Here is a 12414-nt window from a genome sequence, read left to right as displayed (position 1 = left end):
TCAGACTCTCCCGGTACGGCGTTGAAGACGAATCAGAAAGGACCAACTAATCAGGCAGAGCAGTAGTAGCAAGATGAAACTGCCGATCATCACTGTGGCGCTATAGCCGAAATCAAGGAAGCGCATGGCATTGATGTAAGCGTAGAGCGCCAGGCTTTCAGTGCTGCTGGCAGGTCCACCTCCTGTCATGACCTGCACGAGATCAAAGACACCAAAGGCCTGAGCGAGTCGAAACAGGAGAGCAAGCGCGATGTAGGGCTTCAGCAGAGGCAGGGTGATGCGCAGGAAACAGGTTCGCTGGGATGCACCTTCAAGACGCAGCGCCTCGTACAGATCCGTTGGGATCGTTTGAAGGCCGGCTAGGAGAATTAAGGCGGCGAAGGGGGTGGTTTTCCAGACATCGGCCAACACCGTTGCCATCCATGTGATCGCTGGATTGGAAAGGATATTGAGAGGAGCGACCCCCAAGAGAGACGCCGTTTGATTCAGTGGTCCGTAGGGGGTGTTGAAGATCCAACGCCAGCCCAGCGCCATCACTGTGGTGGGCAGAGCCCATGGAATGAGCGTCAGTGCTCGGGCCACACCACGGCCTCTCCAGCGCTGATCGAGTAACAGGGCAATGGCAAGTGCCAGAAGCACTTCAAGGCTGACCGACACGACGGTGAAACGAAGTGTCTGGCCTGCATCCTGCCAAAAACGTTGATCGCTGACTAAACGAATCCAATTGGCCCCCTGATTCGGAATTGGTACTAATCCGGTGAGCACCGAGTTGGCGTGAGCACTGAGCCACACGTAGTGCAGCATCGGTGCCACAAACACCACTGCCAGCAGGACGGCGGCTGGCACAAGAAGAAGCAGCATCAACGCCGATCTCCTGCAGAACGCATGATCACAGTGCTGGTCTTGGTGGCATTTTTCATTCCCTGTTCTGCACTGACTTCGCCAGTGAGAACGCCACTCAGTTCCCTCTGGAGAACATCACTCAATTGTGCATAGAGAGGGGTTTCTGGTCTGGCTTTTGTGTGTTCTAGAGCCTCCGCAAGCTTTGGCAGGGTGGGATTCACCTTGATCAGTTCCTGATCGTGAAAGAGCGACCCGAGAACGGGTGTGTAGCCATGAGAGAGAAAGAGTGTCTTTTGGGCTTCTTCTGAGGTGAGGAAGCGAATGGCCTCTGCCGTTGCATCCTGATGGGCACTGCTCTCCAACAAAGCAAGACCCCAACTCCCCAGGGTTGCTGTTGAGGAGGATGCTTCCTTGGCCACCATGGTGCTGATGCCTACCTTCCCTTTGACCTCACTGTCGGGCTTCTGCAACTCTGCCCAGGCATAGGGCCAATTCCGCATCAAGGCTGAATCCCCTACCTTGAAACTCTGCAGTGCATCTGGCTCGGCGTAATTGGTGACTGCTTGGGGACTAATGCCAGAACTGATGAGATGGCGAAGCCAGGTCGCTGCTTCAACTCCATTGCGTTTGTCGAGACCGAAGGCGCCGTTTTCTGGATCCATCCAAAAACCACCGAAGCCGTCGATGATTTCAAGAAAAACACAGCTGAGGCCTTCATATTGACGCCCTTGCCATACGTATCCCCAAGGAACCTTTTGATCGGCTTGAAGCTTCACGCTGATGGCTTCGAGTTGCTCAGGTGTTTCGGGTGGCCGATCCATTAGATCAGTGCGCCAGTAGAGTAGGCCCATGCTTGCCACGAAGGGCCAGCGGTAGAGCGTGCCCTGGTAGGTGTTTCCCTCGCGAGCACCAGTGGCAAGTGTCTCCACATCCGATGCGTCGAACCAGGGATCGAGAGATTGAAGCCATCCTGCAGCTGCATATTTCGGCAGCCAGGTCACATCCATCAAAAGCGCATCGAAGGGTGTATCACCTAGAAGCAGACTGCTGATGGCCAAATCAGAAATCGCTTCTGTTTCAAACGGTCCGCGAATCACGTCAAGGTGAATGTTGCCTTTGTGCAAGCGGTTGAATTGTTCCACCAATGGCCTGGTTGCATCGGCGAACGGAGCCGGCATCAGGATGTTGATGCGTTCAACCTGCCGAAACGGTGCCGATGCCAGGCCGATGGGGATGATGAGCAGCGCCAGCAGTGCAGCCAGAAGACGTGGACGCAGCGCAACAACCCTCTGCAGTGGCGTCATCGAGGCGATAACTCGAGGCTTCCCATCTGTTCTTCAGCCCAGTCTTGAACCGTAAAAGCTTCTACCGCGGCAGTCATCGTTCGCATCCGTCGCTTTTGCTCATTTTCGGGCATCTCCAAGGCCAATTCAATCGCGTCGTCCATCCGTCTGTGCGAATAGGGATTAGTCAAGACAGCACCGTCAAGAACCACAGAGGCACCTGTGAATTCCGACAACACCAATACGCCTCCTTGATTCTTGCGTGCTGCTGCATATTCCTTGGCCACGAGATTCAAACCATCTCGCAAAGGAGTAATCCAGCAGATATCAGATTGAGTAAACCATGCCACCATCTCTTCATAGGGAATGCGTCGAGTCGAAAAACGAATCGGCACCCAGTCAATGAGGCTGAAACGGCCATTAATTCGTCCTGCCATTTCCTCAATTGAACGCTGTGTGTCTTCGTAAATTTTCATGCCGCTGGCTGCAGAGACACAGGCAAGCATTAACACCACTTTTCCATGAAGATCCTTCCGCCGTTGGAGAAGTCGCTCAAAGGCTAGGAGTAGTTCTTCATTACCTTTGGTGTAGTCGACTCTGCTGGCGGAAAGGATCAGCTTCCTCCCCTTTCTAGTGTCTTCTTCAATATGAACACCAAGATTTTTGATCTCCTGATCGTCAACCAGTGCTTGAATCACATCCGGAGACGTTCCTACTGGTGACGAAACAAGCTGGATCGTTCGCCCCTCGTAAGTAAGCCAAGGGGTTTCTGAAGGCTCTGTGAGCGCCGTACCAGTACTAAGAAAACGAGGGTTCACAGCACGTTTTGGGCCCTTCTTAGCCCCAAGAAGACAGTTTGCCGCTCGTGCAAAGTTTTCTGTGTAACGGGGTATATGGAACCCGACCAAATCACAGCAGAGAAGGCTTTCGAGGATCTGTTGACGCCAAGGAAGAATTGCAAAGACATCGTTCCCCGGGAATGGGGTGTGATGAAAAAAGGCAATCTTTAGATCGGGGCGTTCGGCTCTGATGTAACCAGGAGCTAGCCAAAGATTGTAGTCATGGATCCAAACAGTCGCACCCACTGCGGCTTCTTTGCATGCCGCCTCTGCAAAACGACGGTTGACATCTTCGAAAATCCCCCAGTCGGCATTGTTAACTTCGAAGTGGGTGGGGAAAGTATGGAGAATGGGCCAGAAGGATTCCTTTGATGTGACGTGATAGAAGCTAGAAATCTGGTATTGCTCGAGAGGAATACGCCTCAAAGTAAAGGGAGAAGGATTCTCCATCGAGATCCTTTCGTCAACACTGGTACTAACCTCGTCTACCTGACGCCATGCAATCCAGGTGCCATCATGATGATTGCGAAATAGGTTTCTTAGTGTTGGAATAATACCGTTTGGACTTTTCTGGTCTCCCCAACTTCGATTTCCCTTGTCATCAATGACCTCATCAAAAGGGGTTCGATGGTAGAGAAGAATAAAAGAACTCTTTCCTTCGTCGTTCAGCATGAAAGCCCTCTAAGTGCCATGTGCCTTGGTAGGCATCTGGTTGACTGCTATTTTCCCACATGCTCCACGGCGCAATGGTGTGAACCACAGTGTTCTTAGGCCAATGCGTTGTCCTTCAAGGTTTTGAGGGTTTCAAGCACGTCTTTGGCATGCCCTGTTGGCCGAACCCCTGTCCAAGTCTGACGAATCGTCCCGGTTGGGTCGATTAAAAACGTGTGGCGCAGCGAATACGGTGCCATCCATGAGCCATAGGCTTTGCTCACCCGGCCGTCCATGTCGGACAGCAGCAAGAAATCAAGCTCTTCCGAACTGCAGAAGGAGGCATGGTCGTCGACGCCATCAGCGCTGATGCCCACAATTGACGCTCCAGACTGCTCAAACTGATCGTTCAATTGCTGAAAACCGTGGGCTTCAATCGTGCAGCCCGACGTAAAATCGCGTGGGTAGAAATAAAGCACGATCCATCGACCCCGAAACTGATCAAGGCTCCAGATGTCTTGATCCTGTTGGCCTCGCACTGTTCCTGGCAGTGAAAAATCAGGAGCGCGCTGGTCAATGGACGGTAAAGGCCCCCCTAAAGCTTTTGTAGGCCTTGGGGCCAACAGCAAAGCCCCGAACGCAGCGAGCCGACGGATGAATTGACGTCGGTTCATGCTGGTTTCGGGGCTGAAGAGATGGCTGCTGCCAGTGGCTTGGAACTCAGAGCTTGCTCAGATCCACACCAAGAGAACGAGCATAGGCACCCAGGCCTTTCTTTTGAATGGTCTTGAGGGCTCGTGTGGTCACACGAAGCTTCACCCAGCGATTGCCTTCTGCCCACCACAGCCGCCTCTGTTGCAGATTGGCTTGCTGCAGTTTCTTCGTACGGATATGTGAATGGCTCACGGCCATGCCGTTGTTAGCCCGAGTACCGGTGAGCTGACACACCCGTGACATGATGAACTTCCTGTAGAGCAGTGGCACTAAGCCAAGAGTTGATCCTACCAAAGAGGGACGCTCACATCCCTCTCTCCATCAGTTCTGACATCAGTTTGGTGCTACGGGACTGAAAGCCTGCGAGCTCATTGGGCTCCAGCCCTCCGACCGACAACCGGGCCATGTCATAGAGATGCTGGGCTAGGGATGCCGCTAGTTGCTGGCTTGGAGAACTGGTCTCATTGCTGACGAGAACGCTGCCCGCATTCAGTTTCAAGAGACCTTCCACCATGGGATGACGGCGATTCACCAGCAGAACATGATGGTCTGGTAATCCGGGGAGACGTTGCTCCATCAGAGCACCGATGTCATTCATACGGCGCATCTGCTCAGGAAGAAGGATGAGTGCCGCAGGAGAATCAGCACCACCTTTCAGTGCTTGAACCTGGATCGTGACCTTGTCGTTGTTGAGCGCTTTTTTAATTAAGCCACGCAGGCTTTCACTTGGGCTTTCGCCATCTTGATCAGTCAGTTCAGGTTGTTCATCGCGCAGGCTCTCGTCGAGCTCGGCATCAACACGCTGAAATTTGAGCTCACTATGCTTCGATTCAAGCCAAGGAATGAATTGACTGTCGATCACTGTTTCGGCGAGGAGAACTTCCGCTCCCTGGCCTTTCCAAAGGCTAAGAGCCCCTGCTTGTGCAATTTCGTCAGTGCAGTAAAGAACGCGATTGACATGATCGCTCGCTTGGCGGGCTCGATAGCCCGCCAAAGTTGTAAAGGCTTGATCCCCTACGGCAATGGGTTCTTCTGTTTCGCTTGGATTTGGTGGTGCGGTTGTGCCAAACAAGATGAGCTCACTGACCTGATCGGCAAACTTTTCATCCTCCATGGCCCCGATCTTCACGAATGGAGCCAAGGCATCCCAGGCCTCGGCGTAGGACTTGGCATCCTCTTGCTTGAGGTTGCGTAGACGATCTGCAACTTTCTTGGCTACAAAATTGCCAATAGACCGCACTCTGCGGTCAGTCTGCAATGCGCTGCGACTGACGTTCAGAGGAATGTCTGGTGAGTCGATCACGCCTCGCAGTGGCAATAGATATCGAGGAACTATTTCCTTGATTGAATCGCTAACGAAGACTTGATTGCAGTAGAGACGGATCTCGCCCTTTTCCCAGTCGGCCCGACCACTCACTTTCGGGAAGAAGAGAATGCCTTGCAGTGCATAGGGGTAATCTGTATTGAGGTGAACCCAAAGCAATGGGTCACCCTGGAATGGATAAAGATATCGATAAAGTTCGATGTAGTCCTCGTCAGTTAGCTCTCTTGGTGATTGCCTCCATGGTGCTATTTTTTTGTTGACTGGCTCTCCTTCTAGCTCCACTGTGACCGGCATGAAGTCGCAATACTGCGTGATCAGATTGCGCAGTCGGGCTGGCTCGAGGTATTCAACTTCTTCGTCGAGAAGATGCAGAATCACGTCTGTGCCTGGCTCACTACGCTCAGCAGCTTCAAGGCTGAAGTTGGGGGAACCGTCACAACACCAGCGCACAGGCTCTGTGTTAGGTCGAGCTGAACAGGTAATCAGCTCAACTTCTCGGGCGACCATAAAACTGGAATAAAACCCTAGGCCGAAATGTCCAATAATAGCGTCGTCTTCTTTCTTGTACTTTTCCAGGAAATCTTCTGCACTTGAGAATGCAACTTGATTGATATAGCGCTTTACTTCATCGGCGGTCATGCCAATGCCGTTATCTGTGATGGTGATCGTTTTCTTTTCGCGATCAACCCGAATTGAGACGGTGCCTTCGGCTCCTTCGCTGCAGTCTCCCGCCATTGCTGCCATTCGACGCTTGCTAATGGCATCAGCAGCGTTGCTGACTAGTTCGCGTAAAAAGACCTCATGGCCGGAATAAACCGCCTTCTTGATAATCGGGAAAATATTTTCGGTATGGATCTGAATCTGACCCTGTTCTAGAACGGTCATGGCACGAGATCGAACAAGGCGAGATTAGGGATGTCCCTTCAGCTGCTCAAGCCTTTTGTTGGTGAGGTCTCCGTACCTTGCCCGTAGTGTTAGGGAGTGCGCTGGAGATCAGAGCGTTCTTCAGCAAGAATTGCACCCTCCACCGGACAGACTTGCAGACAGATGCCGCAGTCGATGCAGGTATCGAAATCAATCCAGTAGAACTCGGTACCTTTCTTGTTGCGGCCTTGGCCTGCCTGGATGCAGGCGACAGGACACGCATCAAGGCAATCGGCGATGCCTTCGCAGACATCGGTCACGATTGTGTGGGCCATGGGGCACTCAGAGCGACGTTGATCCTAGTCAGCCGTTGATCCCACTCAGCTCGGTAACCAGGCAAGAGAGCTACATCGACGCGTTGCCAGTAGTGACTCTGCGTGATCGGAACTCTCCACCGGATCCAGTTCGATCATGGCGTTCATCCCCTTGCCGTGAAGCTCCTGTTGATGGAGCAATGCAGTTTCCAGACTCGAGGCTGGGCCATAGGCCACCAGAACCCGATCCAAGTCGCTCACACAAGGTTGTTCGGCTGCAGGCAGATCTCGGATGTCGTCCACACAAAAACTGAAGCCAAGTCCTGCTGCGTTGTGGCCTGATGCTCCAAAGCGCTTCAAAACACGGTCATAACGGCCGCCACGAGCGATCACGACCGGTGCTGCACGGCCCTGGCAAACCAACTGGAAAACGAGTCCGTCATACAACTCGAAGTGGGGTTGGAAACTTGGGTCGAGCTGCAGTTTGATCCCTTGTTGGGCCGCAATCGGTTGTAGATGGTTGAACATGCGTTCCAGATGCGACAGCACTGGCTTGCTGCCGAACACGCGTCGTTCCTCGGCGAGAACTGCAGAGGGTTCTCCTCGCAGGTCGATTTGTGTCTGAAGCCGATGCAGTTGCTCGGCTGGTAAATCGAGTGCTTGGAGTTGAAGGCGATCGAAGCAAACAAGGGCCTGCTTGATCTGGGGACGGACCTCAGGGGCGAAGGGAGCCAGAATCAGGTTCATTAAGCCGGCATGGCCGACCAGAAGCTGAGCCCCATGGTTCTGTTGGAGCTCAAGCGCTTGCATCGAGGCCATCAGCAAGGAGAGCAGTTCCAATTCGCCATTGACTTGGCTCGCACCAAACAGCTCAACGCCGCTATGAAGCTTCTCTTCGATTCGCTGCCCACCCTCATCGTTGGCGCAGCTCTCAAACACGGTTCCCGACGACCAGAGTCGTAAAGGACGCGGACGCTCAGCAAGTCTGGTGGTTGACGCTCTGGCAATCGACGCGGTCAGTTCTGGACGGAGTCCGAGCGGCTCATCAGCGACCAGACGCACAATGTCTGCGCTGTCAATGCCACCACCGGCTTTAAGGGTGTCCATCCGCTCCACCTGAGGTGGAGAGACCTCGTCATATCCCCAACAGCGATAGACAGCGGCGAGGCGCTCGCGCAGCAACTGGTTGTGCTCCACCTGTTGGGGATTGAGATCACGCGCGCCGGAGGCAGGTTGCAGGGCCATCCCAGTGCAAACAACAGATGTCTCAGGATCCCATGAGCCCGAGATTGGGTTCGCCAATGACCTCTCCCAACAGCGGTTTCACCTGTGCCAGTTCGCTTGAGATTTGAGAATGGAGTACAGGATTCGAGGCGAGTACACGGCCTGATCCCAGTTGAAAGGGGCTTCGGTCGTAATCCGATACAACGCCACCAGCCTGTTGCACCAGGGCGACACCTGCCGCTAGATCCCAAGGAGCGAGGCCTCGTTCCCAGTAACCGTCTAACAGCCCAGCTGCGACAAAGGCGAGGTCAACAGCGGCTGCCCCTCCGCGCCGAACACCATGGGTTCGGTGGGTGAGCCAACAGAACTCGGCATAGTTGTTGTCCAGTCTGGTGTGACGGTCGTAAGCAAAACCTGTCACAAGAAGCGAATCCTTGAGATCAGAACACTGAGAGACGGCAATCGGTGCGTCGTTGCAGAAGGCGCCTTGGCCCGGACAGCTGTGAAAGATCTGCTTCAGATATGGAACAGCAATGGCCCCAAGCAATGGAGCACCGTTCCAGCACAAACCAACCGATGTGGCGAAGAATGGATATCCGTGGGCAAAGTTGGTGGTGCCGTCTAGCGGGTCCACCATCCACTGCAAGCCATCCTGTGGCCCAAGATGTCCTGATTCCTCAGCAAGGATTCCGATCTTGGGTGTTTCGGTCTGAAGCAGCTTTAGAACCGCTGCCTCAGCCGCTTCATCAGCTTCAGTGAGCAGATCTCCCTGACGGCCTTTGCTGCGAATATTCGACAGTCGGCCGTAGTGGACCATCAGCTGCGCTGCACCATGTTCGGCAGCTTTTTTCGCTGTGGCATGCAAGTGCGTGAGTTGCGACGCGTTCAGGCCAGCTGAACTGGCAACTGATTCGCAAGACGATCGGTTCAAGTCATTCCTCGTCGAGTGGGAGACCAGAGGTGACACGGCCTTGGCCGAAGTGACGTCCGAACTGCAGCTCGTACACCTCATCTTCATCCTGGGTTTCAGCTTCCAGATCAGCGGTTGCCCTGGCAACACAAAGCAACCCGTAGCCCTGGTCACGAAGCTCACGTGACAATCCCATCGCTTCTCTCTGATCAAGTTCTCCGCTGAGAACACGCACTGCACAGGCTGTGCAACATCCGTTACGGCAAGAAAAAGGCAGAGGGTCTCCTTGCAGTTCAAAACTGCGGAGGATGTACTCACCCTCCGGCACCTGATGGGTAATCGTGCGTTGCTCCTGTCGCCAATGGATGGTCACCCTGTGGCTGCGGGGCATGGCCGAAATCGATCGAACGCCCTGCTACATTCGCACTGCCCCAATCAGCCGCTGGAGAGGTGGCCGAGTGGTCGAAGGCGCAGCACTGGAAATGCTGTATAGGGGCAACTCTATCGAGGGTTCGAATCCCTCCCTCTCCGCTATCTACCGGCCCTAAGGCCGGTTTTTTTATGCAGTGGTTGGCTCGGTGGACGGTTACGGATCAGCCGAAACGCCCAGAGACATAGTCATAGGTGGCCTGTTGGGTCGGTGAATTGAAAATCTTGTCGGTTTCGTTGAATTCAACGAGGTAACCCACTTTCCCTGAGCCTCCCTCTTGCGCTTCGGCATTGAAAAATGCTGTCCTATCACTGACACGCACAGCTTGTTGCATGTTGTGCGTCACGATCACAATTGTGAAAGTCTTTTTGAGTTCATGCATGGTTTCCTCAATTTTGAGGGTTGAGATCGGATCAAGAGCAGAACATGGCTCGTCCATTAGAATCACTTCGGGTTGAATTGCAATGGTTCGAGCAATGCATAATCGTTGCTGTTGGCCACCAGAGAGAGAACATCCGCTTTCATTTAGTTTGTCTTTGCACTCATCCCATACAGCCGCTTGTCGTAAGGAGCGTTCAACTAATTCATCCATATCACCCGTATAGCCATTGATTCTGGCGCCAAAAGCAATATTTTCGAAGATGCTCTTGGGGAATGGATTCGGTTGCTGGAACACCATGCCAATCCGCCTTCTCACCTCAACGGGGTCGACGCCTGGATGGTAAAGATCAGCACCGTCAAAGACAACTCGTCCACTAAGAGTGCAGTTATCAATTAAATCATTCATTCGGTTCAGTGCTCTCAGCACCGTGGACTTCCCGCATCCAGATGGGCCGATGAAGGCTGTGACCTGTCCTCTAGGGATGGCGCAGTAGACGTTGCGCACCGCCTCTTCCCCGCCATAACTGATGGATACATTCTCAAGGGAGAGGCAGATCTCTTCCCCAGTGGTAGGCGTCGCAGTAGTTGCAGAGACTGTCATGGAAAGAAGTGAGGAGGCGCTGCCTTTAATCAGCTAATTGGAGCGATGGGTGGATTGTTAATACCTTAGGAATGGTCAACGAGAGGTGAAGGTGTTGATCCACCGGGCCACAAGATTGAGTGCAAGAATGAAGGCCACTAGAACGAACGAGGCAGCCCAGGCAAGTTCGTTCTGTACCTCGTAGGGCATGGTTGCAAACTTGAAGATCAACACGGAGAGACTGCCGACAGGGTTGAAGATCCCTTCTGCCCACCAGGGTGAATACAGGGCTGTGAAGATCAGCGGAGCGGTTTCGCCAGCAGCCCTGGCGATCGAGAGAACAATCCCTGTTGCAATTGAGCGCGAGGCCTTCGGCAACGTGATTCGAATGGTCGTGACAAAACGGGAAGCACCGACGCCGAGAGCGGCTCTGCGTAGGTCATCCGGGACCAGTTTCAGACCTTCATCGGTTGTTTTGATCACAGTCGGCAACATCAAAACAGCCAATGCCATTCCCCCGGCTACAGCGCTGTAGGCGTGACCAAACAGGATTCGTGTTGAAACGATGGCGCTATAGATAAAGACACCGGCAATAATTGATGGAACTCCCGAGAGAACATTGGTGCCAAATCGGATGAAATTAGCAAACCATCCATGACGTGAATATTCTGCTAGAAATACGCCACCACCAATACCGATTGGGATCGCTAGAAGGCTGGCTATCAAGGTCACAATGATTGAACCTTGGATTGCATTGCTGATTCCTCCCACCTCCAAGCCTGGAGCGGGCTGCTCTAGCAAAAACAGGTCGAGGCTGAGCTTGCTAGCACCCTTGTAAAGCACATAGCTCAAAACGAGAAAGAGTGGCAGAACAGCGACGAGTGAAAAGAGCCCTGCAACGGAAGTTAAGGCGATCCCGATGATGTTGCGTGATCGCGTTGGCTTGTATCGGAGATCTGGAATTGGCCGACTGGCCTGAGCAACTGTGGAAGTCATCAGTACTTAAGGCTGAGCCGTTTAACGAGTAACTGGGCCAGGATATTGACCACTAGTGTTAAAAGGATTAAGACGAATGCTGCATACATCAGTGAGGAGACCTGGCTGCCATCAGCCTCGCCAAATTGATTGGCCAACATGGCGGCAATCGTATTGCCCGGAGCGAGTAGAGACCAGCTGAAGTTGTTTGAATTGCCAATGATCATCGTGACTGCCATGGTTTCACCCATGGCACGACCAAGGGCCAACATCACACCTCCCACAATTCCGGAGATGGATGCAGGCAAGATCACATGCAGGATGGCTGACCATTGAGTGCTGCCAACCCCATAGGCAGCCTGCCGCAGCCTGATCGGCACTTGATTCAGTGAATCGCGAGAGATCGCCGTGATGATCGGCAAGATCATCACCACAAGAACCAAAATGGCTGGGGTCATGCCTGGACCCAGCGGTTGGGTGCTGAACAACGGGATGTCCTTCAACGTGACGTGCAACCAGGTCAGGAAGGGGCGCAAGGCTGGCTCCAGAACGAAAATGGCCCATAGCCCTAGAACCACCGAGGGAATCGCCGCAAGCAGCTCCACCATCAGCCCGATGATTTCCCGCAGCGGTCGAGGAATGAACCTTTCTGTGATGAAAATGGCGGTGCCAACTCCGAGTGGAACGGCAATGAGTAATGACACCAACGAAGTCACCATCGTTCCGTAGATGGCTGTTAAGGCTCCGTATTCGTCGTCGACCGGGTTCCAGTTCGAGGTGACCAGGAAGCGCCATCCATAGAGCCCCATCGACTCCAAGGAGCCGTGAAAGACGATGGCCAGGATCAAGACCAGGACAATCGCGACGGTAGAGGCCGTTAAGACAGTCAGCCAATGGAAGCCCGTGTCGAGCTGTTTTTCCGAAGGCGGGCGACGCCGAAGCCTGTAAAGGTCGTTGGGATCGATGGGCATGCAGGCGAACCACTGTGCTTAAAACGTACGCGGAAGCCACCGCTTCGATCACTAAGACCGTATTAACCAATTGGAAATTCGGTCATGAATGGGCTTGGGCCGTTTGGTTTG

Annotated in this window: 13 protein-coding genes and 1 tRNA gene; 1 reads left to right on the top strand and 13 read right to left on the bottom strand. The window is 53.5% G+C overall.

Annotated features, from left to right (window positions below):
* The 10 genes from SIB72_RS11090 to SIB72_RS11045 all read right to left on the bottom strand — a co-directional run bounded on the left by SIB72_RS11090 (nucleotide 1) and on the right by SIB72_RS11045 (nucleotide 9357).
* Nucleotides 1–864, bottom strand: coding sequence for a carbohydrate ABC transporter permease (locus SIB72_RS11090; protein ID WP_413743902.1), 864 nt, complete (start codon nucleotides 862–864; stop codon nucleotides 1–3).
* Nucleotides 861–2147, bottom strand: a complete 1287-nt coding sequence (locus SIB72_RS11085) for an ABC transporter substrate-binding protein (protein WP_413743901.1) — start codon at nucleotides 2145–2147, stop codon at nucleotides 861–863. Before SIB72_RS11085 ends, SIB72_RS11090 begins: the two co-directional genes overlap by 4 nt.
* Nucleotides 2144–3637 carry a glucosylglycerol-phosphate synthase gene (gene ggpS, locus SIB72_RS11080; protein WP_413743900.1) on the bottom strand — a complete coding sequence of 498 codons (1494 nt, stop codon included), beginning with the start codon at nucleotides 3635–3637 and terminating at the stop codon, nucleotides 2144–2146. Before ggpS ends, SIB72_RS11085 begins: the two co-directional genes overlap by 4 nt.
* A 95-nt stretch (nucleotides 3638–3732) precedes the next feature.
* The gene (locus SIB72_RS11075; RefSeq protein WP_413743899.1) at nucleotides 3733–4290 is read right to left on the bottom strand and encodes a peroxiredoxin; all 558 of its coding nucleotides are present in this window, start codon (nucleotides 4288–4290) and stop codon (nucleotides 3733–3735) included.
* A 46-nt stretch (nucleotides 4291–4336) separates the two neighbouring features.
* Nucleotides 4337–4573: a 50S ribosomal protein L28 gene (gene rpmB / locus SIB72_RS11070; protein ID WP_115015341.1), complete on the bottom strand. Its 237-nt coding sequence runs from the start codon at nucleotides 4571–4573 to the stop codon at nucleotides 4337–4339.
* Between the two features lie 61 nt (nucleotides 4574–4634).
* Nucleotides 4635–6539 (bottom strand): molecular chaperone HtpG, encoded by a 1905-nt coding sequence (htpG, locus tag SIB72_RS11065; RefSeq protein ID WP_413743898.1) that lies wholly within the window; start codon nucleotides 6537–6539, stop codon nucleotides 4635–4637.
* 89 nt (nucleotides 6540–6628) lie between these two features.
* Nucleotides 6629–6853 (bottom strand): indolepyruvate ferredoxin oxidoreductase subunit alpha, encoded by a 225-nt coding sequence (locus SIB72_RS11060; protein WP_115015026.1) that lies wholly within the window; start codon nucleotides 6851–6853, stop codon nucleotides 6629–6631.
* 45 nt (nucleotides 6854–6898) lie between these two features.
* Entirely contained in the window at nucleotides 6899–8077 is a 1179-nt protein-coding gene (locus tag SIB72_RS11055) for an ATP phosphoribosyltransferase regulatory subunit (protein WP_413743897.1), read from the bottom strand.
* A 22-nt stretch (nucleotides 8078–8099) separates the two neighbouring features.
* A complete protein-coding gene (locus SIB72_RS11050) occupies nucleotides 8100–8987 on the bottom strand; it encodes an inositol monophosphatase family protein (protein WP_413743896.1) in 888 nt (295 codons plus the stop codon).
* 1 nt (nucleotide 8988) lies between these two features.
* Complete coding sequence (locus tag SIB72_RS11045; RefSeq protein ID WP_115121568.1) at nucleotides 8989–9357, bottom strand: 2Fe-2S iron-sulfur cluster-binding protein; 369 nt, start codon at nucleotides 9355–9357, stop codon at nucleotides 8989–8991.
* Between the two features lie 53 nt (nucleotides 9358–9410).
* Between SIB72_RS11045 and SIB72_RS11040 the strand changes: the two genes are divergently transcribed.
* Nucleotides 9411–9497 (top strand) — tRNA-Ser (locus SIB72_RS11040).
* 62 nt (nucleotides 9498–9559) lie between these two features.
* Here SIB72_RS11040 and pstB read toward each other — a convergent pair.
* The 3 genes from pstB to pstC all read right to left on the bottom strand — a co-directional run bounded on the left by pstB (nucleotide 9560) and on the right by pstC (nucleotide 12303).
* Nucleotides 9560–10378, bottom strand: a complete 819-nt coding sequence (gene pstB / locus SIB72_RS11035) for a phosphate ABC transporter ATP-binding protein PstB (protein ID WP_413743895.1) — start codon at nucleotides 10376–10378, stop codon at nucleotides 9560–9562.
* Nucleotides 10379–10453: 75 nt separating this feature from the next.
* Nucleotides 10454–11353 (bottom strand): phosphate ABC transporter permease PstA, encoded by a 900-nt coding sequence (pstA, locus tag SIB72_RS11030; RefSeq protein WP_413743894.1) that lies wholly within the window; start codon nucleotides 11351–11353, stop codon nucleotides 10454–10456.
* Complete coding sequence (gene pstC / locus SIB72_RS11025) at nucleotides 11353–12303, bottom strand: phosphate ABC transporter permease subunit PstC (RefSeq protein ID WP_115121571.1); 951 nt, start codon at nucleotides 12301–12303, stop codon at nucleotides 11353–11355. The genes pstA and pstC overlap by 1 nt, the downstream gene beginning before the upstream one ends.
* Between the last annotated feature and the right edge of the window lie 111 nt (nucleotides 12304–12414).

It is taken from the genome of Synechococcus sp. MIT S9451 (genome assembly GCF_047304725.1).
Lineage (GTDB): Bacteria > Cyanobacteriota > Cyanobacteriia > PCC-6307 > Cyanobiaceae > Synechococcus_C.
The sequence above is the reverse complement of the archived record's forward strand: the minus strand, read 5'-3'. Positions and strand labels throughout refer to the sequence as shown.

Coding starts and splice junctions, on each gene's coding strand:
- SIB72_RS11085 (WP_413743901.1), bottom strand. CDS start 2,147: ATGACGCCACTGCAGAGGGTTGTTGCGCTGCGTCCACGTCTTCTGGCT.
- ggpS (WP_413743900.1), bottom strand. CDS start 3,637: ATGCTGAACGACGAAGGAAAGAGTTCTTTTATTCTTCTCTACCATCGA.
- SIB72_RS11075 (WP_413743899.1), bottom strand. CDS start 4,290: ATGAACCGACGTCAATTCATCCGTCGGCTCGCTGCGTTCGGGGCTTTG.
- rpmB (WP_115015341.1), bottom strand. CDS start 4,573: ATGTCACGGGTGTGTCAGCTCACCGGTACTCGGGCTAACAACGGCATG.
- htpG (WP_413743898.1), bottom strand. CDS start 6,539: ATGACCGTTCTAGAACAGGGTCAGATTCAGATCCATACCGAAAATATT.
- SIB72_RS11060 (WP_115015026.1), bottom strand. CDS start 6,853: ATGGCCCACACAATCGTGACCGATGTCTGCGAAGGCATCGCCGATTGC.
- SIB72_RS11055 (WP_413743897.1), bottom strand. CDS start 8,077: ATGGCCCTGCAACCTGCCTCCGGCGCGCGTGATCTCAATCCCCAACAG.
- SIB72_RS11045 (WP_115121568.1), bottom strand. CDS start 9,357: ATGCCCCGCAGCCACAGGGTGACCATCCATTGGCGACAGGAGCAACGC.
- pstB (WP_413743895.1), bottom strand. CDS start 10,378: ATGACAGTCTCTGCAACTACTGCGACGCCTACCACTGGGGAAGAGATC.
- pstA (WP_413743894.1), bottom strand. CDS start 11,353: ATGACTTCCACAGTTGCTCAGGCCAGTCGGCCAATTCCAGATCTCCGA.
- pstC (WP_115121571.1), bottom strand. CDS start 12,303: ATGCCCATCGATCCCAACGACCTTTACAGGCTTCGGCGTCGCCCGCCT.